General features: G+C 67.0%; 23 protein-coding genes and 1 tRNA gene. 9 read left to right on the top strand and 15 right to left on the bottom strand.

All coding sequences use genetic code 11. The annotated features are described in order from the left end of the window. Window positions 1–7 precede the first annotated feature (7 nt). The 3 genes from ACOZHM_RS19055 to ACOZHM_RS19045 all read right to left on the bottom strand — a co-directional run bounded on the left by ACOZHM_RS19055 (window position 8) and on the right by ACOZHM_RS19045 (window position 1871). On the bottom strand, window positions 8–487 hold the full coding sequence (locus ACOZHM_RS19055; RefSeq protein ID WP_421570874.1) for an Imm26 family immunity protein: 480 nt from the start codon (window positions 485–487) through the stop codon (window positions 8–10). Window positions 488–750: 263 nt separating this feature from the next. After that, entirely contained in the window at window positions 751–1173 is a 423-nt protein-coding gene (locus tag ACOZHM_RS19050) for a hypothetical protein (RefSeq protein ID WP_421570873.1), read from the bottom strand. Between the two features lie 209 nt (window positions 1174–1382). Beyond that, the gene (locus tag ACOZHM_RS19045) at window positions 1383–1871 is read right to left on the bottom strand and encodes a hypothetical protein (RefSeq protein WP_421570872.1); all 489 of its coding nucleotides are present in this window, start codon (window positions 1869–1871) and stop codon (window positions 1383–1385) included. Window positions 1872–2711: 840 nt separating this feature from the next. Here ACOZHM_RS19045 and ACOZHM_RS19040 point away from each other — a divergent pair. Further along, on the top strand, window positions 2712–3323 hold the full coding sequence (locus tag ACOZHM_RS19040) for a response regulator (protein ID WP_421570871.1): 612 nt from the start codon (window positions 2712–2714) through the stop codon (window positions 3321–3323). Window positions 3324–3484: 161 nt separating this feature from the next. Further along, a complete protein-coding gene (locus ACOZHM_RS19035) occupies window positions 3485–6847 on the top strand; it encodes an autotransporter outer membrane beta-barrel domain-containing protein (protein WP_421570870.1) in 3363 nt (1120 codons plus the stop codon). Between the two features lie 359 nt (window positions 6848–7206). Here ACOZHM_RS19035 and ychF read toward each other — a convergent pair whose 3' ends face one another. From ychF to ACOZHM_RS18995, 8 genes are all read right to left on the bottom strand, one after another. Next, on the bottom strand, window positions 7207–8298 hold the full coding sequence (gene ychF / locus ACOZHM_RS19030; protein WP_421570869.1) for a redox-regulated ATPase YchF: 1092 nt from the start codon (window positions 8296–8298) through the stop codon (window positions 7207–7209). Between the two features lie 141 nt (window positions 8299–8439). Further along, window positions 8440–9018, bottom strand: coding sequence for an aminoacyl-tRNA hydrolase (gene pth, locus ACOZHM_RS19025; protein WP_421570868.1), 579 nt, complete (start codon window positions 9016–9018; stop codon window positions 8440–8442). Window positions 9019–9097: 79 nt separating this feature from the next. After that, on the bottom strand, window positions 9098–9715 hold the full coding sequence (locus tag ACOZHM_RS19020; RefSeq protein WP_421570867.1) for a 50S ribosomal protein L25/general stress protein Ctc: 618 nt from the start codon (window positions 9713–9715) through the stop codon (window positions 9098–9100). A 112-nt stretch (window positions 9716–9827) separates the two neighbouring features. Then, complete coding sequence (locus ACOZHM_RS19015; RefSeq protein ID WP_026070235.1) at window positions 9828–10787, bottom strand: ribose-phosphate diphosphokinase; 960 nt, start codon at window positions 10785–10787, stop codon at window positions 9828–9830. Window positions 10788–10921: 134 nt separating this feature from the next. Then, a tRNA-Gln gene (locus ACOZHM_RS19010) sits at window positions 10922–10998 on the bottom strand. 9 nt (window positions 10999–11007) lie between these two features. After that, window positions 11008–11877, bottom strand: a complete 870-nt coding sequence (gene ispE / locus ACOZHM_RS19005; RefSeq protein WP_421570866.1) for a 4-(cytidine 5'-diphospho)-2-C-methyl-D-erythritol kinase — start codon at window positions 11875–11877, stop codon at window positions 11008–11010. Then, window positions 11874–12536 carry a lipoprotein insertase outer membrane protein LolB gene (gene lolB / locus ACOZHM_RS19000; RefSeq protein WP_421570865.1) on the bottom strand — a complete coding sequence of 221 codons (663 nt, stop codon included), beginning with the start codon at window positions 12534–12536 and terminating at the stop codon, window positions 11874–11876. The genes ispE and lolB overlap by 4 nt, the downstream gene beginning before the upstream one ends. Beyond that, window positions 12533–14218: a tetratricopeptide repeat protein gene (locus tag ACOZHM_RS18995; protein WP_421570864.1), complete on the bottom strand. Its 1686-nt coding sequence runs from the start codon at window positions 14216–14218 to the stop codon at window positions 12533–12535. The genes lolB and ACOZHM_RS18995 overlap by 4 nt, the downstream gene beginning before the upstream one ends. A 64-nt stretch (window positions 14219–14282) precedes the next feature. Between ACOZHM_RS18995 and hemA the strand changes: the two genes are divergently transcribed. From hemA to ppk2, 4 genes are all read left to right on the top strand, one after another. Continuing rightward, entirely contained in the window at window positions 14283–15572 is a 1290-nt protein-coding gene (hemA, locus tag ACOZHM_RS18990; RefSeq protein WP_421570863.1) for a glutamyl-tRNA reductase, read from the top strand. Then, window positions 15550–16635: a peptide chain release factor 1 gene (prfA, locus tag ACOZHM_RS18985; RefSeq protein WP_421570862.1), complete on the top strand. Its 1086-nt coding sequence runs from the start codon at window positions 15550–15552 to the stop codon at window positions 16633–16635. Before hemA ends, prfA begins: the two co-directional genes overlap by 23 nt. 2 nt (window positions 16636–16637) lie before the next feature. Further along, on the top strand, window positions 16638–18332 hold the full coding sequence (locus ACOZHM_RS18980) for a tetratricopeptide repeat protein (protein ID WP_421570861.1): 1695 nt from the start codon (window positions 16638–16640) through the stop codon (window positions 18330–18332). 85 nt (window positions 18333–18417) lie between these two features. Beyond that, complete coding sequence (ppk2, locus tag ACOZHM_RS18975) at window positions 18418–19206, top strand: polyphosphate kinase 2 (protein WP_421570860.1); 789 nt, start codon at window positions 18418–18420, stop codon at window positions 19204–19206. Between the two features lie 40 nt (window positions 19207–19246). Here the strand turns inward: ppk2 and ACOZHM_RS18970 are convergent, their stop codons facing one another. Both ACOZHM_RS18970 and ACOZHM_RS18965 read right to left on the bottom strand, forming a co-directional pair. Further along, window positions 19247–19825, bottom strand: a complete 579-nt coding sequence (locus tag ACOZHM_RS18970; protein ID WP_421570858.1) for a TlpA family protein disulfide reductase — start codon at window positions 19823–19825, stop codon at window positions 19247–19249. Next, complete coding sequence (locus ACOZHM_RS18965; RefSeq protein WP_421570857.1) at window positions 19825–21096, bottom strand: YihY family inner membrane protein; 1272 nt, start codon at window positions 21094–21096, stop codon at window positions 19825–19827. Before ACOZHM_RS18965 ends, ACOZHM_RS18970 begins: the two co-directional genes overlap by 1 nt. 72 nt (window positions 21097–21168) lie before the next feature. Between ACOZHM_RS18965 and wrbA the strand changes: the two genes are divergently transcribed. The 3 genes from wrbA to ACOZHM_RS18950 all read left to right on the top strand — a co-directional run bounded on the left by wrbA (window position 21169) and on the right by ACOZHM_RS18950 (window position 22679). Next, a complete protein-coding gene (gene wrbA, locus ACOZHM_RS18960; protein ID WP_421570856.1) occupies window positions 21169–21759 on the top strand; it encodes an NAD(P)H:quinone oxidoreductase in 591 nt (196 codons plus the stop codon). Continuing rightward, complete coding sequence (locus tag ACOZHM_RS18955) at window positions 21756–22094, top strand: DUF2069 domain-containing protein (protein ID WP_421570855.1); 339 nt, start codon at window positions 21756–21758, stop codon at window positions 22092–22094. The genes wrbA and ACOZHM_RS18955 overlap by 4 nt, the downstream gene beginning before the upstream one ends. Before the next feature lie 99 nt (window positions 22095–22193). Next, window positions 22194–22679 carry an asparaginase domain-containing protein gene (locus ACOZHM_RS18950; RefSeq protein WP_421570854.1) on the top strand — a complete coding sequence of 162 codons (486 nt, stop codon included), beginning with the start codon at window positions 22194–22196 and terminating at the stop codon, window positions 22677–22679. Window positions 22680–22760: 81 nt separating this feature from the next. Here ACOZHM_RS18950 and ACOZHM_RS18945 read toward each other — a convergent pair whose 3' ends face one another. Further along, entirely contained in the window at window positions 22761–24506 is a 1746-nt protein-coding gene (locus tag ACOZHM_RS18945; RefSeq protein ID WP_421570853.1) for a S8 family peptidase, read from the bottom strand. A gap of 615 nt (window positions 24507–25121) precedes the next feature. Further along, a complete protein-coding gene (locus ACOZHM_RS18940) occupies window positions 25122–26219 on the bottom strand; it encodes a branched-chain amino acid aminotransferase (protein ID WP_421570852.1) in 1098 nt (365 codons plus the stop codon). Window positions 26220–26262: the final 43 nt, after the last annotated feature.

Here is a 26262-nt window from a genome sequence, read left to right as displayed (position 1 = left end):
ACGCTGCCTACCTCGCCGGGAGCTTCCCACCAAGCAGCTCGACCTCAACCCGCTCCTCCAGTTGGGCAGGTATCCACACTATCGCGGGCTCAACCCCTTCCAGTTCAGATGCCTTCACCACCCGGCTCTTTCCACGTTGCCAGAGCTGCGGAGGATGCCCCTTGTTGTAGGCAATCTTCACGCTGTTGTAGCCCGCATCCTGCTTGCTGAAGTTGTGCTGCCTGAGGACAATCCTCCAGCATGGGTGCGTTCCGAAGAAGATGAATGACGCGAGGACGGGATCGAACAGTCGCCGCTGCCTGATCGCGTTCTGCGCGTCATCCCTGCGTTTGGAAACGTGGTTGAACACTTCCACCAGGAACGCCCCACCCATGCTCGGCTCGCGACTGATGACCCTGCAATAGGCGAATCCCGCAACGCGACGCACCATCACGGGAAGGGCGAGTGTGCACCCCGCGGTCACAGTCAGCGTTCTGGTGAGTTCCACACCGTCTCCTTTGCCGAAACACCTGCGGGGCATCGCCGATCGGATGGCATCGATGGATGCGTCGCAACGAGACGTGCACGGCACGCAGCTGAAACACGTCGCCCCCTGAAACCATGAAGGCAGGCAATCTCGAAAGGAGAACGGCGGGCCCGAAGGCCCGCCGCTTCCTGCCGGCCCGCTCCCCGCGGACGAGCCCCCCTGGTGACCTCGTTACCAGACACGCCTGACGCCGATCTGGGCACCCTGCCCCACCGCCGTTTCCGTCACTGCATCGCGCCGTACCGTCCAGAAAATTCCACCCGCGCGTGGCGGAACAATGCCGACACGACCGGTCGCTCCGTATCAGCCAGGAAACTCGGGATCTGGTCACGCGGCACCAGCAGGCGAAGAACGTTATCTTTCGACTGGGCGCCTGCGCTGCCGGATGGATTCGCCGGGTGCGGCAACGTCATTACGAACGTCACCTGCGTTTGGTCCGGGAGCAGGCTCGACTTCACTGCCCCGGAAAGAATCTCGCGGATGCTCATGGCGTAGGCATGCAGGCGATCCGCCTCATCCCAGCCATCGCGCTCCAGCACGATGACCATGTGCTGCGACGCCGGATGGTCGACGTGGCTGACTGCCTCGATATTAAGCATGATCACGCCAGCGAGCACGAGTATCCCCAAAGCATTCTTTGCCTTCATGGCAACGTGACCTGTGAAGTGGTGCATGGCGCCGCGGTGGATGGCGCCAGGGAAGTGCGCCTTCCAACCAGCAGCCGAGGACGGTTCTTGGGGGGGGGTCGCGAGGCTGCTGGCTGGTCGGCGCTGGAGAGAGGCGTTGAACCGACGGCGATCATGTTCCGCCTGCTGAATCTGCCCGCAATGTTACGAGGCAACCTGCAGGTTGAACATCAGCTGCGTCCGATCTGCATTGCCACTGGAAGCCGGATGCTGAGTCGCGACAGCTGACCGCCCGCTCGCACGTCGGCAATCAGCGAATACGCCAACGCGTCCCACTTGAGCGTGCGTACCGATGTACCCGCGACGCCGGCACGATCGTCATTGCCGCGGGTTGCATTTCGCGGCGCGCCGAACGCTCTTATCAGATCTTCCTGTCTCGATCGCAGCGTGATGTCATCCACAACGCTGCCCGCGTAGGCGGAAACACCAAGATGTCCTGCATCATAGAAGCGAATACCCCAAAGAAGCGGAGCATCAGAGGGACGCTGCTTGCGAAAAACCAGCTCGATGCCCATTGCATGACTGCAGCAACGAACCTCCACTTCCTCATCCATCACGAGGGGTGGATGCTGCAACGAGAGCCTGGAGAAAAGAACGTTGAGCATCGGGTCTGGAGGCGTCCTACCCAGATAGCGGACAAGATCGATGACATTTTCCAAGAGCAGTACCGCATGTGTTGTGGGGAGAAGGTGCGTTGCCCGGACTAAGCGGGAATCTCGCCGTAGTAGACGAAGCAGGTTTTGTTCCCGTCAGGGTCCCGCACATACGCACCCTAAAAGTTCGGGCCGTACTGTGGACGAGGCCCCGGACTACCCTCGTTGATGCCGCCGTTGGCAAGCGCTGTTGCATGGGCCAGTTGCACTTCGGCTTCCCTGCTGCAGAGCAGGCCCACTGTACTTCCGTTGCCTGGCGTCGCGGTCCAGCCGTCGTAGGGCCTCGTGACTCCGATGCGACCGCCGTCGCGCAGGGCATACATGAAACCCTGCGGCATGAAGTCCCTGGCAAGGACAGCTCCCAGAAGTGGCAACACGGCGTGGTAGTAAGCACGTGCCTGGGCGGTGTCATTTGAACCGATGATGACGTATGCAAGAGACATGGGGCACTGGATACCGGGTAGGCAGTAGATCGACAGGCTACGACCCACAGGGCAGCGTTGGAATCAGACGCAACCTACTTGTTAGCCCGCGCCCTTTGCTGCCAGTACGCAGCCCGTCGACCATCTCGCACCGCTGCAAGGGGTTGTACGTTTCGCTCGCATGGAGAAGAGCGAGTCGAACGAACACCATTTCATGAACATGAACCCAAACCATCATGACCGCGGAGCCATTTCTGGTTTTAGGGTGTACCTGATGTTCGCTTGCCGGTGCTGTTTCTAGGATCTTTCCCTTCATCACGCTTCTTCCCCCGCAGCGTCATCTACGCCGCAGAAGCATCCGCGGGGCGGCTACCGACCGCCCTCAATGTTCCAATGAAATGCGCACTCGAGCAGGGTGACAATCATGAAGACCACGATCGCAATTGCCGACGACCATCCCATTGTGTTGGCCGGCATCCGCAAGATGATTGATCGGGACTCCCGCTTCCGCGTGGTGGGACAGGCGCAGAGCCCGGAAGGACTGATCGGATTGGTTCAGGCCCATGCGCCGGACATCGTCGTCACCGACTACAGCATGCCCGGCGACGGCACCGTGGGCGATGGACTGAAGCTGATCTCGTATCTCAGTCAGAATTTTCGAGCCTGCCGGATGCTGGTACTGACGATGGTATCCAACCCGTCCATCATCGCGGCCATGTACCGCAAAGGCGCCAGCGGCGTGGTGCTCAAGAGCGGTGATCCCGGCGAATTCCACGCCGCACTGTCTGCCATGCTTGAACAATGCGTGTACCACTCGCCAGCGCTGTCTGAGGGCCGCGCAACGACGCTCTCGCCGCGCGAGTTTGAAGTGATTCGCCTGTTCGCCGCCGGCCTCAGCGTGAGCAGCATTGCCAGGAGTCTGAGCCGCAGCAGCAAGACGGTGAGCACGCAGAAGGTCAGCGCCATGCGCAAACTTGGCACCGGTTCCGACCAGGAGCTCATCGCGTACTGCCTGCAATCAGAGCTTTTTCTGTAACGCGGATCAGCATCTACACGTAGGACTACCGCAGCTGAATGCGGCACCGAGGGTCGCGGCGCTTTAAGACGCGCCTGATTCTTCGAAGGGGCCCTGCTCCCTAGCCTGTGCGCACTGGCTTCGTCCTGTACGTGGCCGCCCCGTGAGCAGAGCTGAACCGTATGAACAACATCTACCGAGTGGTGCGCGACCCTGTGAATGGCGGTTGCAGAGTGACCTCCGAACTGGCCAAGCGCCGTGGCCGTAGTGGGGGCGCTTCGCGCGCGATACTGCCCGCCTGCATCGGCTTGAGCGTTGCGTTGCTTTCCGCCTCTCCGGCCGGAGCGACCGACTACACCGCGCCCATCCTTGCCGGCGCCGGTCAGTCCGTGCAGCTGGTGAGCGGCGACACCGTACGCCACACCGGGAGCAGCTATGCGCTGACCGCGCAGGGCCAGGATGCGTCGCTGGTTGCCGCTGACCTGGATCTGGTGGTGACCGGCGCCAGCGGCAGCGGCATCGCCGCACAGGCCGGCGGCAGCGTCCAGATCGACGGCGGCCGCCTGAAGCTGGGCGACGGCACCGCCATCGTGGTGTACGCCCTGAACGCCAACGGCGCGGGCAGCGTCATCCGCACCAACAACCTGGTCATCGATGCCTATCGCAATGCGTCCGGCTTCGGCTCGATCAACGCCACCTCCGGTGGCGCGATCTGGATGACCGGCGGCAGCGTCAGCAGTGCCGGCTCGGTGCTCACCGCGTCCGGCGCCGACAGCGCGTTGCACCTCAATGGCACCACCGTCAACGCCGCCGTCAACAGTTCCGTGCAGGTCAGCGCGGGCGCACTGATGTCGCTCGAATCGCTGGCGATGAACTTCGCGCCGAACGGCTCGGGCGTGACCAACGGCCGGCTGTCCGCCAGCGGCGCTGGCACGGTGCTCGCCCTGAAGGACGTGGACGTATCGGGCGCCTACTACGACGTCGGTGCCAGCGCGCTGGTCACGATCGACGGTGGCAGCTCCACCGCCAACGGCGACGCCATACGCCTGCTGGGCAGCACCAATCAGTACGCGGCGGCGGAGATCACCGACACCCGGCTGTCGTCCACCGGTGGGTACGCCGTCAACGTCAACAGTTGGGGCCAGTTCAGAGCCACCAATTCCGACATCACGGTACGCGACGGTCAGTCAGGCGTGTGGCTGAGCAGCGACGCGTCCTCCGCCTACCTGATCGACACCCGCCTCAGCACTTACGGCACCAACGGCTACGGCCATGGCGTGGACGTATGGGGCGGCACGGCACAGATCTCGGGCGGTAGCATCGACACGTATGGCGCGGGCGTCTACGGGCTGCGCGCGACGGGCAGCACGCCGCCGACCCAGTCCTCGCGCATCATGGCCCAGAACGTGGACGTGACCGCGCACGGCGACGGCGGCGGCGGCGTGTTCGTGGGCGGCGGCACCGCCGATGCCTGGCTGTCCCACAGCACCATCACCACGCTGGGCGGGGCGTCGTACGGCATCGTGCAGATGAACACCGCCACGCTCACGGCCGACAACCTGACCGTGAGCGCCGAAGGTGCCAACGCCGGCGCGTACCGGTCCTACATCACCGTGTTCGGCCCCTACTGGGACCGGGTGACCTTCAGCAACAGCCAACTGCAGACGCAGGACGGGCCCGCACTGTGGCTGCAGGGCAGCAACCAGAGCGTCACGCTCACGAATACCGACGTGGTGGCGCGCAAGGCAGGTGCGCTGGAGGGTGGCCGCCTGCTGCGGGTCAGCGACACGGTGTTCACCGATGGCAGCTCGGTCGCCACCTCGGACATTGTGTTCAACGCCGACAACAGCCAGCTGACGGGCGACGTGGTGGTGGACAGTGCCACCGCCAACGTGCAGATGGCACTGACCAACGCGAGCGTGCTGACCGGCGCGCTGCGCGCGGACAGTGGTTACCACGTCGCGTCGCTGGCGATGAATGACGGGACCCAGTGGAATGTGCGCGGCGATTCCACGGTGGGCACGCTGTCGCATGCCGGCAGCATCGCGTTTGTTGCGCCCACCGCCAATGACTTCAAGACGCTGACCATCACCGGTGATTACGCCGGCAACGGCGGCAGCTGGCTGTTCAACCGCCAGCTGGGCGATGACAGTTCGCCGGGCGACCAGCTGGTGATCCACGGCAACAGCACCGGCATGGCGAACGTAAGCGTGAACAACGCTGGCGGCATCGGCGCGCCGACGAGCGAGGGCATCCGTCTGATCCAGGTGGACGGTCAGTCCGATGCGCAGTTCGTGTTGCAGGGCCGCGCCGTGGCCGGCGCGTACGACTACTTCCTGCACAAGGGCGGCGTGACCACGCCCGATGACGGCAACTGGTACCTGCGCTCGGAGTACGTTGCGCCGATCGATCCTGTGGATCCGGTCGATCCTGTGGACCCAGTCGATCCGGTCGATCCGGTCCATCCCGTCGATCCCGTCGATCCCGTCGACCCCGTGGACCCGACCGCGCCTGTCGATCCGACCATTCCGGTGGATCCAACCGACCCACTGGACCCGCCGACCCCGATTACCCCGGTGCCGCCGGCCCCCAAGGTGGAACGTCCCGAACCGGCAGCGTACCTGGCCAACCAATCCACCGCGCTGCGCATGTTCCAGCAAGGCCTGCACGACCGTGCCGGCGATCCCGGCACGCGCCTGCGGTCGCAGGATGCCACCGGTGCGATGGGCTGGGCGATGGTGCGTAGTGGCAACCTGGACAACCACCCCGCGGGTGGCCAGGTGGACGTGGACAGCCGTACCAGCAGCGTATTGATGGGCGCAGGCCGTGATCTCGACACGGGCACGGACGGGCTGCTGCAGCTGGGCGTGATGGGCGGCTATGGCCACGCCAGCAGCGACGCCGTTTCGAAGGTCACCGGCTACCGCGCACGCGGTGAAGTCACCGGCAGCAGCGTGGGCGTGTATGGCACCTGGCTGCAGAACGCGGACATGCAGCGCGGCGCGTATGTGGACAGCTGGCTGCAGTACGCCCGCTTCCGCAACAGCGTGCACGGTGACGGCCTGGCGAAGGAACGCTACCGCTCCGAGAACTGGAGCGGTTCGGTGGAAGCCGGCTACGTGTTGCCGCTGCAGCAGAACGCGGAGCGTGCGCTGTATCTGGAACCGCAGGTGCAGGTGATCCACAACCACTTCGACGCCGATACGGTCGTGGAGGCCAATGGCACCGCGGTGGAGAGCCTGCGCGCCGGCGGCACCACAACGCGGGTGGGTGCGCGCCTCTACTCCCGTGCACTGACCCCCAAGCAGGGCGACGTGCATCCGTTCGTGGCGATCAACTGGTGGTCCGGTGGCGCCGCGTCCGAGATCGCGGTGGACGGTGAAGCGATGCGGCGCGACCTGCCGGGCGACATCTACGAAGCCAAGGCCGGTGTGCAGGTGAACCTGTCCCGCGGTTGGCGGGGGTGGGGCCAGATGGGCTACCAGACCGGCAGTGACGGGTTCCGCGATACCAGCGCGCAGTTGGGGGTTTCCTTCAGCTGGTGATGTACAGACGCCCACCGCAAGGTGGGCGTCTTGTTTATGGGGTGCGCCGGGGAATGCAGCCACGCATAGCGTGGCTGGCGCGGGACATGGCGACGCCAACGTTCTCCACAACACGTGTGGAGAGAAGCGGGAGAATCATGTGGATAAGCCGGGCTGACGCTGGCCCGACAACGCTTTCCAACGCATGGTGAAATAATCACCAGCGCAGGCTGGCGTCTGCATCCCGTTTTCCACAGCGTGCGTGGAAAGCCATGGGGGTTTGCTGTGGACAACTCCGCTGGACGTTGCGCCGCAATGGTTTCGGGGCGTGGTGAATTATTGTCCAAACAAAAACGCCCCGCACGGGGCGGGGCGTTGGGTCAGACGTTGAAGCGGAAGTGCAGGATGTCGCCTTCCTGGACGCGGTACTCCTTGCCTTCCAGGCGCAGGCGACCGGCTTCCTTGGCACCCGCTTCGCCCTTGTACTTGATGAAGTCGTCATACGCGATGGTTTCGGCGCGGATGAAGCCCTTCTCGAAGTCGGTATGGATCACGGCGGCGGCCTGCGGCGCGGTGGCGCCCTTGCGCACGGTCCACGCACGGACTTCCTTCACACCGGCGGTGAAGTAGGTCTGCAGGCCCAGCAGGCTGTACGCCGCGTTGATCACGCGGTTGAGGCCCGGCTCGCTCAGGCCGAGGTCGGCCAGGAAGGTATCGCGGTCTGCGTCGTCCAGCTGCGACAGCTCTTCTTCGATCGCGGCCGACACCGGCACGACCTGCGCGCCTTCCTCGGCGGCACGGGCGCGCACGGCGTCCAGGTGCGGGTTGTTCTCGAAGCCGTCTTCCAGCACGTTGGCGATGTACATCACCGGCTTGAGGGTGAGCAGGAACAGGTCGCGGACCAGCGCCTTCTCTTCCTCGTCCAGCCCGGCGCTACGCCCGGCCTTGCCGTCGGCCAGCGCGGCCTGCAGCTTGGCCAGCACCGGCTTGCGTGCGGCCGCTTCCTTGTCGCCGCCCTTGGCGGCACGCTCGGCGCGGTTCAGCGCCTTCTCGACGCTGTCCAGGTCGGCCAGGGCGAGCTCGGTGTCGATGGTGTCGATGTCCGACAGCGGGTCGACCTTGTTGTTGACGTGGATGACGTCGGCGTTCTCGAAGCAGCGCACCACGTGGGTGATCGCATCCACTTCGCGGATGTGGGCCAGGAACTTGTTCCCCAGGCCTTCGCCGCTGGCGGCACCGGCGACCAGGCCGGCGATGTCGACGAACTCCACGGCGGTCGGAATGACCTTCTGCGGGTTGATGATCGCCGCCAGCTCATTCAGGCGCGGATCCGGCACCGGCACGATGCCGACGTTCGGCTCGATGGTGCAGAACGGGAAGTTGGCCGCGGCGATGCCCGCCTTGGTCAGCGCGTTGAACAGGGTCGACTTGCCGACGTTGGGCAGGCCGACGATGCCGCATTTGATACCCATCTTTGACAACCTCTGGGGTGAAAGTGATTGGTAAACCGACGCGGTGTGTTCGCCGTTTTACCAATCAGTTCCGATCAATCCGTACCCACCCACGGTGGGCACCTACCGGGTGGGTACCGACCGTTGGTCGGTACGCAATTGCTACTTCGGGGTGTGCAGGCGCTTCATCGCCTCGCTGAAATCGCCTTTCACTGCCAGCGGCAACACATCGATCGCATCGTCCACCGCATGGCCGATCAGCACATCATCGTCCTTGCTGGCACGACCGAGCACCCACGGCACCACGCGGTCCTTGTGACCGGGATGGCCGATGCCAATGCGCAGGCGATGGAACTTGCCGTGGCCGAGCAGGCGGATGGTGTCGCGCAGGCCGTTCTGGCCGCCATGGCCGCCATCGAACTTGAGCCGTGCCACGCCAGGCGGCAGATCCAGCTCATCGTGCGCGAGCAGGGTCTCTTCCGGCTCGATCTTCCAGAAACGCTGTGCGGCGGTGACCGACTTGCCACTGAGATTCATGAAGGTGGCGGGCTTGAGCAGCCACACCGGTTGACCGGCGATGTCGACCTTGGCGGTCTCGCCGAACAGCTTGCTGTCCACGCTCCAGCGCGCGCCAGCCTGGTCGGCCAGGGCGTCAATGAAACGAAACCCGGCATTGTGCCGGGTCTGGGCGTGCTCGGATCCGGGGTTGCCCAGACCAACGATCAATCGCAATCCTGTCATCACTCTTCTTCGTCGGTACCGGCCCTGTGCCGGCACATACAGAAACGGCGCCCGCCCCGAAGGACAGGCGCCGCACTACTTACTCTGCAGCCGGTGCTTCTTCGTCGGCGGCGTCGACCTTGCCGTGCTTGGCAGTGACGATCGCATCGTCGTGGTCCTTGCCCTGGGCCAGGGCCGGGATCTCGACGCCCTTCGGCAGCTTGATGTCCGACAGGTAGACCACATCGCCTGCCTTCAGCTCAGCCAGGTCGACGTCGATCGATTCCGGCAGGTCCTTCGGCAGGCAGCTGACGGTCACTTCCTTCAGTTCGTGGGTGACCACGATGTCGGCAGCCTTGCCGGCCGGCGAGCTGTCTTCATTGATGAAGTGCAGCGGCACGTTGGCGGTCAGCACGGCATTGGCGTCCACGCGCAGGAAATCCAGGTGCATGATCAGCTGCTTGTGCGGGTGGCGCTGCATGTCACGCAGCAGGACCTGGGTGATCTTGCCGTCCAGGTTCAGGCTCAGGATCGACGAGTAGAACCACTCGTTCTGCTGGGCGAGCCAGATGGCGTTGTGGTCCAGGCTGATGGCGACCGGTTCGGCGTTGCCACCGTACACGATGGCCGGGATCACACCGGCGTGACGCAGGCGGCGGCTCGCACCCTTACGCTGCAGTTCACGCTTGGTGACCTTGATTTCATGGGTCTTCGACATTTTACTTCTACCAGTAGTTGCCTTGCCGGAGTGGCTTGGCGATGAAGGGAACATCCGCGACCAGATGTCCCCGGGGCCCTGGCTGCCGTTGCCGGCCGCCAGGAAAAGCGAATCAATCCACGTACAGCGAGCTGACCGACTCACCGAAGGCGATGCGGCGCATCGTTTCGGCCAGCATTTCCGCCACGCTGAGCTGGCGGATCTTGCTGCACACCCGCGCCTCTTCACGCAGCGGGATGGTGTCGGTCACCACCAGCTCATCGAGCTGGGAGTTGTTGATGTTGTCCACGGCCGGACCCGAGAGCACGGCGTGGGTGCAGTACGCGGCGACCTTGAGGGCGCCACGCGCCTTCAGCGCCGCGGCGGCCGCACACAGGGTGCCGGCGGTGTCGACGATGTCATCGACCATCACGCAGGTCTTGCCTTCGACGTCACCGATGATGTTCATCACGGTGGAGACGTTGGCGCGCGGACGGCGCTTGTCGATGATCGCCAGGTCGGCGTCATCCAGGCGCTTGGCGACGGCGCGCGCGCGCACCACACCACCCACGTCCGGGGACACCACGATCAGGTTTTCGGTGCCGTACGCGCGCCAGATATCGGCGAGCAGCAGCGGCGACGCGTACACGTTGTCCACCGGCATGTCGAAGAAACCCTGGATCTGGTCGGCATGCAGGTCCACCGTCAGGACGCGGTCGGCGCCCACGGCGCTGAACATCTTGGCGGCGACCTTGGCGGTGATCGGCACGCGCGAGGAACGCATGCGGCGATCCTGGCGCGAGTAGCCGAAATACGGCACCACGGCGGTGACACTGTTGACCGAGGCGCGCTTGAGCGCATCGATCAGCACCAGCAGTTCCATCAGGTTCTCGGCGCTGGGCGCGCAGGTCGGCTGGATGACGAAGACGTCCTGCTTGCGGACGTTTTCCTCGATCTCGACCTGTACTTCACCATCGGAGAAGCGCGACACCAACGCCTTGCCCGGTCGCACCCCCAGTTCCTTGCAGATGCTCTGTGCAAGGCGCTTGTTGGCGTTGCCGGAAAAAACCAGCAGGTTGGGGTGTTCTTGCATCATGACGGTCTCGGGCGGGAGCGATTGGCGAGGAACTCTGCCGCCGGCGCCCGAGGACGTCTGCGGTGACAACACCGCGGCCGGTCAACCGTGTCCGCGCAGCATGCGCATGGAACGCGGTCGACGTCCGCAAGTGGCAGGGGCGGGAGGATTCGAACCTCCGAATGCCAGGATCAAAACCTGGTGCCTTGGGCCTCTTGGCGACGCCCCTGCATCAAAATCAATAACGCTCGAGTACATCAAGCAGTGGCGAGCGCTCCACGCCCGCAGCCACCCATGCCCGCAGTTCCTTCGGCAACCGCGCCAGGCCCTGCTCTGCAGCAGCGCGCGTGGCGAACTCGACGAAACAACCGCTTCCCGACCCGGTGAGTCGTGCCCGGCCAATCCTGTCCAACGCGATGAGCACTGCCTCAACGGCAGGTTCGCGACGGCGCAGTACCGGCTCGAACGCATTCCCGAGCAAAGACCCGGAAGCGAAGTCCGCTATTTTCGCTTCTGGGGCGTCGCGCGTCAAATCGGGACTACCGAAAAGGGCTGCGGTGGGCACGTGAACGCCGGGGTCGGCGATGACATACCAGGCCGGCGCCAGCGCGATCGGCGCGAGCTGTTCGCCGATGCCCTGCGCCCACGCACTGCGGCCGCGCACGAACACGGGCACGTCGGCGCCCAGCTGCAGGCCCAGCGCCGCCAGCGCGTCCTGGTCCAGGCCCGCGCCCCAGAGGCGATTGAGCGCGACCAGCACGGTGGCCGCATCGGACGAGCCGCCGCCGAAGCCACCGCCGGCCGGAATATGCTTTTCGATGCCGATGTCGACACCTTGCGCGATCTTGACTGTTTTTTGCAGCAGAACGGCCGCACGCACCGCCAGATCGTCCTGCTCGGCCACCCCCGCGATGGAGGGGCCATCACGGCGAATCTGGCCGTCGTCACGCACCCGCAAGCGAATCCGGTCGCCCCAGTCCAGCAGCCGGAACACCGTCTGCAGCTGGTGGTAGCCGTCGGCCCGGCGGCCGGTGATGTTCAGGAACAGATTCAGCTTGGCCGGGGCCGGCCACCACGACCAGCCCGCGTTCAGGTCCACGCCGCTCATGGGCTGCCCAGCGCCCAGCTGTCCACGACCAGGCGCACCTTTGCGTCGCCATTGACCGCTTCGATCCGCCGCGGCAGGACCGGGCGGTCGCCCTCGGGCGGGTACCAGTCCAGGTACTGGATCTCCCAACCGCTCTGGCGCACCCGGCGCGGGCGCCCCTCGGCGTCCCGCTCGACCTGCTCGGCCGCTGTGCTATCGGCGGCGACCAGGCCACGTACCCAGTCCGGCAGCTGGTTCACCGGAATATCCCAGCCGGTGGCCTCCAGCAATACCTGCTGGGCGTCGTCGCCCTGGCGCGGGCCGCCGTCCAGACCTTCCAGCCGGCCGCCCCCGTGCTGGCTGTCGCCGCTCAGCGTCCAGCTCTGCCGGGTCACCGGTGCACTGAGCTGGATGACGTACTGGCGCGACTGCTGCTGCCAGTCGATACGGCCATTGCCACCGTTGCGCCCCTTGTTGACCGCCACCCGGCCCTGGAACGACCAGTCCGGCTGTGCGCGCACGGCGTCCACGCGCGCGGCTTCGGCCTGCTGCGCCGCGCTCGACACCGTGGTGACCACGCCCGGCGCGGCCGGGGCCTTGCGTTCGTCCAGCGACACGCAGGCCGACAGCGACAACGCGACGCCCGCCGCGAGGGCGAGCTTCAGGGAAAACAGATTCATACGCCGTATTTCTCGATCACGCGCTGCAGTGCGCGGTTCTCAGGGTCCAGCTTGCGTGCCTCGTCGAAGAAGCGCCGCGCCTCGTCCTTGCGGCCGAGCACCCACAGCAGTTCGCCCACGTGGGCGGCGATTTCCGGGTCCTTGGCAAGCGTCCAGGCGCGGCGCAGCTGCACCAGGGCCTCTTCGTTGCGGCCCAGGCGATACAGCACCCAGCCGTAGCTGTCGACGATGGCCGCATTGTCCGGCTCGGCCACGCGTGCGCGGTCGATCAGCTCCAGGGCCTCCTGGTAGCGCGTGGTGCGGTCGGCCAGGGTGTAGCCCAACGCGTTGAGCGCGGCCACGTTTTCCGGCTCGGTGACCAGGATCTTGCGCAGATCGGCCTCGGCACGCGGCACATCGTCGCGGCGCTCCCAGGCCAGCGCGCGGGCATACAACAGCCCGTTCTCGTCCGGATAGGCGGCCAGGCCACGCGCCAGCGCATCCAGCTCACCCGGCAGGTCGTTGCCGCGCTGGCGCAGCTCCGCCTCTAGCAGGTAGGCATCGCGACGGGCCTCGTCATCGACGCTGGCATCGGACTGGATCGCATGCACCTCGGCGAAGGCCTGGTCGGTGCGCCCCAGCAGGTACTGCGCGTTGGCCGCGCGCAATCGCGCCTCGGCCCGCTCTTGGCCGCCGGGTACGCTGTGGTACCAGTCCACCGCCTCGGCGTTGCGCTTGAGGTACTCGGCGATCTTGCCCAGCAGCAGGCGCTGCGCCGGGTCGGGCTTGGTGGCCTGTTTGGACAGGTCGGCATACAGCGCGGACAGCGCGGCATCGTCCTGCTGCTTGGCCAGCAGCGAGGCACGCATGCCCCAGGTCTGCACGTTCTGCGGGCCCACCGCGAGCACACGCGCAGCCGAACGGGCATCGCCCATGGCGTCGTAGGCAATCGCCACCGCATTGCGCAGTTCGGGGTCCTGCTCGAGCCGCGGTTCGACCGTGCGCAGCGCGGCCAAGGCCTCGTCGGCCTTGCCGGACTGGAACAGCATGCTGGCATTCAACAGTGCCACCCGCGGTTCGTTCGGGAAGCGCCGCACCACCTCATCAACCATGCGCCGGGCCAGTTCCGGCCGCTCCATGCGCATCGACAGCCGGCCGAACTCCTGCCATGGCTCCAGCTGGTTCGGGATGGCGTTGTCGTCGACCAGCAGGGCCAGCACGTCGGCCGCGGCAGCCGGATCGCGGCCACCGCCGATCAGGGCGGCCAGGGCGAACTTCCAGCCACGCGGGTCTGGATCGCGCAGCAGGGCGGCCAGCTCGGTGCGGGCGGCCTTCACATCGCCCTTGCGCAGGTCCAGCGAGGCGGCGCTGCTGCGCATGGACAGCGTCCGCGGCGCGCGCTGCTCCCACAGGGCAAGGGCGCGCGCGGCGCGGGTGTCATCGTCGGCCAGCATGGCGATACGGGTGGCCCGTTCGGCCAGGCCCGCGTCGTCGCGACCGGCCTCGGCGGCCTCCAGGTACCAGCGCGCGGCCTCGGGCAGCTTGCCGGCCTGCAGCGCGAACTCGCCGGCCATGACCGGGGTGAGCGAGGCCGGTTCGGCCGTCGCGGTCTTGCCCGCAGGGGCCCGAGGCGCCGCCGCGACGGCGTTGGCGGCAACCAGGGACAGCAGCAGAACGCTGGAGATGCGAATCAATGCGGGCATCGGGGGCTTCTGGCCTTAAAATGACGACTTGAATGGCCAGCAGCTTATCGCAAGCAACTGAACAATGACCCTGTGGGTGCTCGGACTGAATCACCAGACCGCGCCAGTGGAACTGCGCGAACGCGTGTCCTTTGGCGGCGACGCCCTGCCCCAGGCATTGGCGTCGCTGCGTGATACCCCGCAGGTGGCCGAGGCGGTGCTGCTGTCCACCTGCAACCGCACCGAGCTCTATGCGGTGGCCGAATCGGGCGAGGCCCTGGCGCAGTGGCTGGAGTCGCACGCCGGGCAGCTGCAGGGCTACCTGTACCAGCACGCCGATGCCGATGCGGTACGCCACCTTTTCCGGGTCGCCACCGGGCTGGACTCGATGGTGCTGGGCGAGCCGCAGATCCTGGGCCAGGTGAAGGATGCCTGGGCCACGGCGCGCGACCATGGGCTGCTCGGGCAGCGGCTGGACCGGCTGTTCCAGCAGACCTTCTCGGTGGCCAAGCGCGCGCGCACCGATACGCGCGTGGGCGCCAACCCGGTCTCGGTGGCCTCCACCGCCGTCCGCCTGGCGCAGAACTCGTTCGCGCGGCTGGAAGACTCCACCGTGCTGCTGGTGGGCGCCGGCGAAACCATCGAACTGGCCGCCCGGCACCTCAGCGAGGGGCGCGTGCGCCGCCTGCTGATCGCCAACCGCACCCTCGCCCATGCCCAGGACCTGGCCACCCGCCATGGCGGCGTGGCCTTGCCGCTGACCGAACTGGAGCGCCACCTGGGCGAAGCCGACGTGGTGTTCTCGGCCACCGCCGCGCGCGAGCCGGTCATCACCCGCGCGCAGGTCGCCGCTGCACTGCGTTCGCGCAAGCACAAGCCGATGCTGCTGTTCGACCTGGCGGTGCCGCGCGACATCGAGAGCAGCGTAGGCGAGCTGCAGGATGCGTTCCTGTACACCGTGGACGACCTGGAGCGGGCGGTGGAAGACAACCGCCGCAGCCGCCGCGAGGCCGCCGCCGAGGCCGAGGCGATCATCGACCTGCAGGTGGCGCGCTTCGTCGAGACCCTGCAGGCCAGCGCCCACCAGGCGCCGCTGCTGCAGCTGCGCGCCTACGGCGAGGCCACCCGGGTGGAAATGCTGGAGAAGGCCCGCCAGCAGCTGGCCCACGGCAAATCGCCCGACGAGGTGCTGGAGTTGCTCGCGCACGGCCTGACCAATCGCCTGCTGCACCCGCCGACGGCCGCGCTGCGTGCGGCGGCCCTGACCGGCGATACCGAATTGACCCGCGCCGCCGAGCGCCTGTTCCCGGCCAAGCCGGGTTACCAACACCCTCCTGTTTCTGTGAGCAACGATGACGCCGACCCTGCGCCGTAAGCTGGAAGCGCTGGCCGAGCGCCGCGAAGAACTTGAACGCCTGCTGGCGGACCCGGACGTGGTGAGCGACAACGAGCGCTTCCGCAACTTCTCGCGCGAGTTCGCGCAGCTGCAGCCGATCGCCACCGCGCTGGCCGATGAATCGCGCGCGCTGGCCGACCTGGCCGCCGCCGAAGCGATGCGCGCCGACCCGGACCTGCGCGAGCTGGCCGAAGAAGAGATCACCGCCGCGCAGGAGCGCCTGCAGCAGCTGGACCAGGAATTGGCGCTGCTGCTGGTGCCGCGCGATCCACGCGACGACGGCAACCTGTTCCTGGAAGTGCGCGCCGGCACCGGTGGCGACGAGGCGGCGATCTTCGCCGGCGACCTGTTCCGCATGTACGCCCGCTACGCCGAGCGCCAGGGCTGGAAGGTCGAGATCGAATCGGACAGCCCCGGCGAGCATGGTGGCTACAAGGAAATCGTGGCCCGCGTGGTCGGCCGCGGCGCGTATTCGAAGCTGAAGTTCGAGTCCGGCACCCACCGCGTGCAGCGCGTGCCGGCGACCGAGTCGCAGGGCCGCATCCACACCTCGGCCGCCACCGTGGCGATCATTCCCGAGGCCGACGAGGTCGATGAGATCGTCATCAACCCCGCCGACCTGCGGGTCGACACGTTCCGGTCCTCTGGCGCCGGCGGCCAGCACGTGAACAAGACCGAGTCGGCCATCCGCATCACCCACGTGCCCAGCGGCGTGGTGGTGGAATGCCAGACCGAACGCAGCCAGCATGCCAACCGCGACAAGGCGATGAAGCGCCTGAAGGCGCAGCTGCTGGACAGCGAGCGCAGCAAGCAGGCCGCAGCAACCGCGGAAAGCCGCCGGCTGCAGGTGGGCAGTGGCGACCGCAGCCAGCGCATCCGCACCTACAGCTTCCCGCAGGGCCGAATCACCGACCACCGCGTGGAAGGCCTGACCCTGTACGACCTTCCCAACATCATTGCCGGTGAACTGGATACGCTGGTCGAACGCCTGATCCACGAACACCAGGCCGACGAACTGGCCCAGCTGTCCGCAGGCGCCTGAGCATGGATCCGCAGCGCGTCCAGCTGCGCGGCGCGGTGCAGCGCAACCCGCACGACTTCATCGCCTGGGTGATGCTGGCCGATGCCGAGCTGGAGGCCGGCGACACCGCGGCCGGCGAGCACGCCGCCGCGCGCGCCCTGCAGTTGCGCCCCGGCCACCCCGAGGCGCTGGCCCGGCTCGGCCGCACGCGCTGGATGCAGGGCCGTCACGACGAGGCGGCCGCGCTGCTGCGCCAAGCTGCGGCGCTGGTACCCGAACACCCGGGCATCGCCCTGTGGCTGGGTCATGCGCTGGAAGACGCCGGCCAACCCGAGGCCGCCGCCGATGCCTACCGGCATGCGCATCGTCTGCTGCCGGGCGAGCCCTACATCACCGCGCAGTTGCTCAACTGGCAGCGCCGGCTGTGCGACTGGCGCGGCATCGACGCGCTGTCGAACCAGGTACGGCAGGCGGTGGCACACGGCCAGGCCGTCGTCGAGCCGTTCGCCTTCCTCAGCGAAGACAGCAGCGCCGCCGAGCAGCTGGCCTGCGCACGCCAACGCGCGGCCGCCATTGCCGACGGACTGCGCGCATTGCCGGCCACGCAGGTCCGCCGCCAGGGGCGGCTGCGCGTGGGCTTCCTGTCCAATGGCTTCGGCGCGCACCCGACCGGGCTGCTGACCGTGGCCCTGTTCGAGCAGTTGCGTGCACGCGGCCCGCTGGAACTGCACCTGTTCGCGCTCAATGGCGATGACGGCAGCGCCATCCGCGCGCGCCTGCAGGCGGCCGCCGACGTGCTGCACGACGTCGCGTCGCTGCCACACCCGTCCATCGCGGCCTGCATCCGCGACGCGGGCATCGACGTGCTGTTCGACCTGCGTGGCTGGGGCGGTGGCGGCACGCCGGCGGTGCTGGCGCTGCGGCCGGCGCCGGTGCAGGTGAACTGGTTGGCGTATCCCGGCACCTCCGGTGCGGCGTGGATGGACTACGTGCTGGCGGATGGCTACGTGCTGCCGGACGCAATGGCGTCGGCCTTCAGCGAGCAGGTGCGTCGCCTGCCCCGCGCCTTCCAGCCGTCGGACAACACCCGCATGGTGGAAGCCGCACCCACGCGCGAGGCCTGCGGGCTGCCTGCGCAGGGCGTGGTGTTCTGCTGCTTCAACAACAGCTACAAGCTCAACCCGCGCAGCATGCAGCGCGCCTTCGCGGTGCTGCAGGGCGTACCGGGCAGCGTGCTGTGGCTGCTGTCCGGGCCCGGCGATGCCGATGCACGCCTGCGCGCGGCCGCGCACGGGGCCGGGTTGGATCCGGCGCGGCTGGTGTTCATGCCCAAGCTGCCGCATCCAACTTACCTGGCGCGCTACCGGCACGCCGACCTGTTCCTGGACACGCATCCGTACAACGCGCACACCACCGCCTCCGATGCGCTGTGGGCCGGCTGCCCGGTCCTCACCTGCCCCGGCGGGACGTTTGCCTCGCGCGTGGCTGGCAGCCTCAACCACCATCTGCGGATGGACGAGATGAATGTCGCGGATGATCGCGCGTTCGTGGCGACCGCCGTCGCGCTCGGCAACGACCCGGCAGCGCTGGCGGCACTGCGCGCGAGGTTGGCGACCGCGCGGGAAACCAGCGGCGTGTTCGACATGGCGGGGTTTGCGGAGGATTTCCGTGTGCAGGTCGAGGGGATGGCGCGGGAACACGGGTGGAAGGGCGTCTGACCGGACGTTGGGTAGCCACGCACCGTTACGGGGCCATCAGACGCTCCCGTGTAATCTGGGGGCTCTTGTTGATCGCGAGGCACGCATGGGCAAGCTGAAGAACAAGGCGTACAAGGCGCTGCTCGAACCGATGCAGCTGGAACTCACCACCATGGCGCGGTGGGTGCAGCACACCGGGCAGCGGGTGCTGGTGCTGTTCGAAGGCCGCGACACCGCCGGCAAGGGCGGTGCGATCCAGGCCATCGCCGAGCACCTCAACCCGCGCCAGTGCAAGGTGGTGGCGCTGCCCAAGCCGACCGACCGCGAAAGCACACAGTGGTATTTCCAGCGCTATGTATCGCACCTGCCTGCCGCCGGTGAAATCGTGCTGATGGACCGCAGCTGGTACAACCGCGCCGGGGTCGAACACGTGATGGGCTACTGCACCGAAGCGCAGTACCGTGCGTTCCTGGCGCAGACGCCGGTGTTCGAGAAGCTGCTGGCCGACGACGGCATCCTGCTGTTCAAGTACTGGCTGACCGTGGACCAGGCACAGCAGGAGAAGCGCTTCGCTGACCGGCATGTGGACCCGCTGAAGGGCTGGAAGCTGTCGCCGGTGGACCTGAAGTCACGCAGCAAGTACAGCGCCTATACCGAGGCGCGCGAGGCGATGCTGCGCGCCACCCATCGCGAGGAGTCGCCGTGGACGCTGGTGGACTTCAACGACCAGAAACGCGGCCGGCTGGGCCTGATCCGCAACCTGCTCGACCGCTTGCCGGATACGAGCGTGGATGACCCGATCCCCGAGCTGCCGCCGTTGAAGGGGAAGCTGCACGATGAGGAGTACGGGGTGTTGAAGCCGATCAAGCCGTTTGGCGTTGGCGACGACGATTGATACGCGCACCGACGGGTTTAGCCCGTCGGGTTTTACCGCGTCATTTACCCTGCGCGATCCGCGCTTCGATGTCGTGCGCCGTGACCGGGCCCAGGAATTCCTTGGCGACCTTGCCATCGGGCGCGATCAGGTAGGTCATCGGCAGGCCACGCGGAATGGCGAAGTCTTCCGGCGGGTTGTAGGTGTCCACGATCACGATGGGATAGGTGACCGGACGCTTCTGCAGGAACGCCTTCATCTCGACGGGCTCGATGTCCTCGAAGGCCAGGCCCACCACTTCGATCTCCTCGCGCATGGCATGCAGGGCCGACAGCTCCGGCATCTCCTTGCGGCACGGTGCGCACCAGGTGGCCCAGAAGTTCACCACCACCCACTTGCCACGGTGCGCGGCCAGGTCATAGGTGCTGCCGTCGAGCGCCGGCGCGACCAGCCGGGGCTGATCGGCCGTCTTGCGGTCGCTGACCGCGTCGGCAGGTGTGGCCGGGTCGACCGCCGCCGGTGCATCGGCCACCGGTGCGGGCGCCGGTGCCGGCGCGGCGGCGTCGGGCTGCGCGGCGGGCTTGTTGCAGCCGGCCAGGGCGAGCAGGCTCACGGCCAGCAGCAGGGGCTTGAGGGTCATCATTTTTCTCCGGGGGTGGAATAGATATCGCTGACGCGGCGCTTGAGCAGCTCGCGCAGGGGCAGGCGCAGCGCGTCCAGGGCGGCCACCGAGGCGATGCCGAGACTGTCCTCGCGGTACGGCAGGTAGGCTTCCTTCACCGGAATGCGCATCTGCGTGGTTTCGTACAGATCGGCCAGCGTGAGTTTCTCCAGGTCGCGCGCGAGCAGCCACTCGCCCTGCTCGTCGCGGCGTACCACCCGGATCGCCTCCAGGTCGCAGAGCATGGTCTGCAGCAGCGAGTCGGTCAGCATCGGCTCCAGCCGCAGGATCTCGTCGTCATCCAGACCGCGCCCGTCGACCCGCGCCTGCTGGAAGCGCCCGATCAGCCGCAGCAGGCCGTAGATCTCATAGCCGGTGGGCAGGCGCAGGTCGGCCGGCTGGTAGCGGAACGCGGCAATCGACGAGGCCAGTGATGCACCGAGCAGCACCGAGACCCAGCACAGGTAGATCCACAGCAGCAGGATCGGCACGAACGCCACCGTGCCGTAGAGCTTCTGATAGGACTGGAAACTGCCCAGGTAGGCGCCCATGCCCCACTTCACCAGCTCCAGCATCACCGCCGCCAGGATCGCGCCGGGAATGGCATGCCGCCACTTCACCAGGTGATGCGGGACCACGCGGTAGACCAGCATGATGCAGACGAATTCGATCAGGATCGGCGCCAGCGTCAGCGAGGCGTTGGCCAGCAGCCGCCCCTCGCTGGTACCGAACAGCGGCAGCGCGAACACCCGCGCCGACACCGCCAGCGAGGCGGCGGCGAGCATCGCGCCCAGCGTCAGCACCGTCCAGTACACCAGGAAGCGGGTGAGTTTGGGGCGCGCCGAGCTGACCCGCCAGATCTGGTTGAAGGTCTGCTCCACGCTGTTGAGGGTGATCAGCAGCGATACCACCAGGGCGATGAAGCCGGCCGCGGTGAGCTGGCCTGCACTGGCCGAGAACTGGCGCAGGTAGCCTTCGGCGGCACGCGCCGCACTGGGCACGAAGTTGGAGAATACATAGTCGCTGAGCGTGTCGCTCCAGCGGTCGAACACCGGAAACGCCGACAGCACGCCGAACACCACGATGGCCAGCGGCACCAGCGCGAACACGGTGGTGTAGGCCAGCGAGGCGGCGGCCTGGAACAGGCGGTCGTCCAGGAAGCGGCGCCACAGGAAGCGGCCGAAGCTGGCCGAGCGCGCGCGGTCACGCACGCGTTCCATCCAGAGGTTGAGGGTATCCAGGGGTTCCATCGAGGCAAGGGTACCTGAAGCCGGGTGGAGGCAATGCCATACTGCGGCTCGACTGGACACAACGGAAGCGAGATGGCGGAGATCCTGGTGCTGTACTACAGCCGCGGCGGTTCGGTGGCGCGGCTTGCGCGCCAGATCGCGCGCGGCATCGGCGAAGTGCCCGGCATGGGCGCGCGCCTGCGCACAGTGCCGCCGGTGGCGGCAGTGACGCAGACCGCCCGCCCGCCGGTGCCCGACGAAGGCGCGCCGTATGTCAGCGTGGAGGACCTGGCCGAATGCAGTGGGCTGGTGCTGGGCAGCCCTACCCGCTTCGGCAACATGGCCGCACCGGTCAAGCACTTCCTGGACGGACTCGGCGCCGAATGGGTCAACGGGACCCTGGCCGGCAAACCCGCCGGGGTGTTCACCTCGACCGCCTCGCTGCACGGCGGCCAGGAGTCCACGCTGCTGTCGATGCAGGTGCCGCTGCTGCACCACGGCTGCCTGATCGTCGGCATTCCGTTCACCGAGCCGGCGCTCAGCCACACCACCACCGGCGGTACGCCCTACGGCGCCAGCCACGTGGCCGGTGCGGACGACAACCCGGTACCGAGCGAGGACGAGGCCATCCTGGCGCGCGCACTGGGTCGCCGGGTGGCCGACATCGCACGGCGGCTGGGATGAACGCGCGCGCGCAGAAGGGGATCCTGGCCACACTGCTGCTGGCGTTGGCGGCGGTATTCGCCGTCTGGTTCGCGCATGACAAGCACTGGCTGGCCAGCCAGCTGGTCTTCACCGCCCCGCCCGTGCTGCTGGCCGTTGGCGTGCTGACGGGGCGTGGCAACGCGATGTTCTGGGCCGGCGTGCTGGCGCTGTTCTGGTTCAGCCATGGCGTGATGAGCGCCTGGAGCCACCCGGAAACGGCGCTGTGGGCCTGGCTGGAGCTGCTGCTGGCGCTGGCGGTGATCGGCGTGTCCTGCGCCCCCGGGCTGCGCAGGCGGTTTGCGAAGAAGCGTTGAGGCCGCCGGGCAGCGCCCGGCGCCACGGGATCGCGCGGTATCATGGCGTCCGGGCGCGGGTCGTTGCCGCGCAGCTCACCGTCAACCAGGATTGCTGCAATGGAAGAACTACTGATCATCACCACCGGTGGCACGATCGACAAGATCTACTTCGACGACAAGTCGGACTACCAGATCGGCGATCCGCAGATCGGGATGATCCTGCGCGAGCTGGGCGTTACCTTCCGTTTCAACGTGATTCCGATCCTGCGCAAGGACTCGCTGCACATCACCGATGAGGACCGCGAACTGATCCGCGCCACCATCGCCGCGCAGCCTACCCGCCACGTGCTGGTCACCCACGGCACCGACTCGATGGTGCAGACCGGCCAGGTGCTCAAGAGCATTGCCGACAAGACCATCGTGATGACCGGCGCATTGAGCCCGGCGCGCTTCCGGGGTTCGGATGCCGAATTCAACATCGGCTGCGCGATCGGCGCGGTGCAGTCGCTGCAGCCGGGCGTGTACATCGCCATGAACGGCCGCATCTGGAATCCCGAACACGTGCGCAAGAACGTCGCCGCGAATCGATTCGAGGAGGCTTGAGGCGGGCACCGCTTCAAGCCTCGGATGAACAAAAACGCCCCGGCCGAGGCCGGGGCGCTGCCCACTGGAGAGGGGCTGGGCTCAGTACTGCGCGGTCAGCGTCAGACCCGAGAAGGTCGAGTAGGCCTTCACCCGGACATGCCAGGTGCCAGCCGCCGGTGCGCTGATGGTGCAGGTCTCGTTGTTGCCGCTCAGGTACGGGCGGCAGTTGTACACGGTGTCGGTCGGCGCGCTGCCCGAGCGCACGTACAGGTCGGCATCCCCGCTACCGCCGGCAATGGTGACCTTCAGCTGCGTGCTGCCCGACGGCACGGTGACGGTGTAGGCCAGCGAGGCCCCCGCGGCCGCACCCAGGCCGGTGACCGGCACGTTGTTCTGCAGCACGGTGCCGGTGCCCGGGTTCGGGTTGGTCCCGCCCAGTGCCGCCGTCACCGCCGCATCGGCATCGACGATGCCCGCGCCGCAGCCGCCGCTGCAGGCACCCGGCAGGGCCCGGGCGGTGTTCTTGAGCAGGGTCTCGACGGCCGCCGGCGACAGCGCGGTCGGCGCGACCGACTGCACCAGCGCGACCACGCCGGCCACATGCGGCGCCGCCATCGAGGTGCCGTTGTAGGACGCATACGAAGCAGCGCCCGGCACGGTGGTGCCGCTGTTGAGCGTGGACAGGATCGCCTGGCCCGGCGCGGACACGTCGATGCCGGCACCGTAGTTGGAGAAGCTGGCGCGCGCACCGGCGGACGTGGTGGCGGCCACCGCGATCACGTTGGCGCAGTTGGCCGGCACCGACGTGGACACGTTGGCATTGCTGTTGCCCGCTGCCACCACCACGGTGGTACCACGCGAGACCGCGCCGTTGATCGCATTCTGGTAGGTGGTCGAGCAGCTGCCACCGCCACCCAGCGACATGTTGATCACTTCGGCCGGGTTGGCGTTGGCCGGCACGCCGCTGACGGTGCCGCCGGAGGCCCACACGATCGCGTCGGCGATGTCGGAGGTGTAGCCGCCGCACTTGCCGAGCACGCGCACCGGCACCACCTTGGCGTTGTACGCGGTACCGGCCACGCCGGTGCTGTTGTTGGTCACCGCGGCGATGGTGCCGGCCACGTGGGTGCCATGCCAGCTGGAATTGGAGGCCGGAATGCCCGATCCGCATTCGTTGGCGGCGTACCAGTCGCCTTCGTCATTCGGGTTGTTGTCGCGGCCACCGCCATCGCGCGCCATGGCGGCATCGCTGATGAAGTCGTAGCCGGGCAGGATGTTGGCATTCAGATCGGGATGGTTGGTGATGCCGGTGTCGATCACCGCCACGACCACGCCGGTGCCGGTGGCCTTGTCCCACGCCGGGCGCACGTTGATCGAAGCATTGCTGGTGCCGAAGCCCCATTGCTCGGACAGGCGCGCATCGTTGGGCACCAGGGTGGCGTGCATGAGCTGGTCGACCTCAACGTATTCCACGTTGGGGTCGGCCGCCAGGCGGCGCATCAGCAGTTCGGACTCGGCCGCATCCAGCGGACGGTCGGCCTTGACCACGGTCGGCCCGATGGCCAGCTGGCGCAGCTTCTGCAGGCCCAGCGCGCGACCCTGCGCGGCCGGCACCGCCGACGCCGCCGCCTTGAGCGAGCTGGCCAGCGCGGTCGGGGTGGCCACGTCCGTGCTGCCGTCCTTGTACTTGACGATGAAGCGCTGGTGGGTCGGCGCGGAGGACAACCCGCTCAGCTGCACATCGCCGGCAAAGGCCGGGGCGGCAAGCAGCAGGGTCGAGAGAACCGAACCACCCAGTACAACCAATGCACGCTGACGCACGCGGTGCTGCGAATCATGAGACATCGGATTTCCCTTTAAGACTGAAAGATGCCGTCGATGCGGCGGAGGTCGGCGCGATCCGGTCGCTTTGGAGAGATGGCGCGGATCGAACCTGAAAGATGGATCGGTTTCCCCTTACGAACCGCCCGACCCCGGACGCTAGTGGTTTCGACCGACCCCAACAACGTTTCAGCCCGCTTTCAGGCTTGTGAAAGTTTCGATCTGAGACATTCAGGGTCAAGGGTTTGTGAATGTGAAGAAACTTTTTGATAGGCCACGTGTCTGCATCGCGGCATTCCGTGTCCTACGTCACTGTCTTATGCGTCAATGGCAAGACAAGGCTTGCGCATCAACGGGTTAGCGTGATTTGGATCGTTTTGGAGCAGCCACCCATGGGGTGGCTCTACCTGCCGTCAACAGTAGAGCCACCCCATGGGTGGCTGCGCGACACGGCCCGAACGTAGAGCCACCCCATGGGTGGCTGCGCGACACGGCCCGAACGTAGAGCCACCCCATGGGTGGCTGCGCGACACGGCCCGAACGTAGAGCCACCCCATGGGTGGCTGCCTTCGGACGCCCACAAAAAAAGGCCCGCCTGTTGCCAGGCGGGCCTTGGATGTTCAACGGCGGCGCGTCAGATCACGCGTCCAGGCGCACCAGCCAGCCGTGGCGGTCCGGCAGGCGGCCGTACTGGATGTCGGTCAACTCCTTGCGCAGCGACATCGTCACTTCGCCGGCCGGCGCGTTGATGTCGCCCACCTCGAAGCCCTCGCCCTTGAGCTGGCCGATCGGGGTGACCACCGCGGCGGTGCCGCAGGCGAACACTTCGGCGATCTCGCCCGAGGTCACGCCCTGCTTCCACTCGTCGATGGTGACCTTGCGCTCCTCGACCTTCATGCCGCGGTCGCGGGCCAGCTGCAGGATGCTCTCGCGGGTGATGCCTTCCAGGATACTGCCCGACAGTTCCGGGGTCACCAGGGTGCCGTCCTTGTAGACCAGGAAGACGTTCATGCCGCCCAGCTCTTCCAGGTATTTGCCTTCGACCGGATCCAGGAACAGCACCTGCGAGCAGCCCTGCGCCTGCGCCTTCTGCTGCGGCAGCAGCGAGGCGGCGTAGTTGCCACCGCACTTGGCCGCGCCGGTGCCGCCCTTGGCCGCACGCGCGTATTCGGTGGACAGCCAGATCGACACCGGGGCCACGCCCTTGGCGAAGTACGGGCCGGCCGGGCTGGCGATCACGTAGTAACCGGCCTTCTGCGCGCCACGCACGCCGAGGAAGGCCTCATCGCCGATCATGAACGGGCGGAAATACAAGCTGGATTCGTCGGCCGACGGCACCCAGTCGGCGTCCACGGCGATCATCTGCTTGAGCGATTCGACGAAGATGTCGACCGGCAGTTCCGGCAGCGCCAGGCGCTGCGCCGAACGCTGCAGGCGGCGGCCGTTGGCGTCCGGGCGGAAAGTCCAGATCGAGCCGTCGGCATGGCGGTAGGCCTTGATGCCTTCGAAGATTTCCTGGCCGTAATGCAGCACGGCGGCGGCCGGGTCCAGCTGCAGCGGGCCGTACGGGCGCACGCTGGCATTGTGCCAGCCGGTGTCCTTGTCCCAGCGCACTTCCACCATGTGGTCGGTGAAGTGCAGACCAAAACCGGGGGCGGCCAGGATGCGCTCACGCGCCTCGCTGCTGCGCGGCTGGGCGGAACGGGTGGTGGTGAAGCTCACGGAAGACTGGGACACCGGATATTTCCTGTTCTGGTTACGGGGAACACACGCCGCCAAG

It is taken from the genome of Stenotrophomonas sp. PD6 (assembly GCF_049199305.1).
In the GTDB taxonomy this organism is placed as follows: domain Bacteria; phylum Pseudomonadota; class Gammaproteobacteria; order Xanthomonadales; family Xanthomonadaceae; genus Stenotrophomonas.
This window is presented reverse-complemented; position numbering and strand designations above follow the sequence as displayed.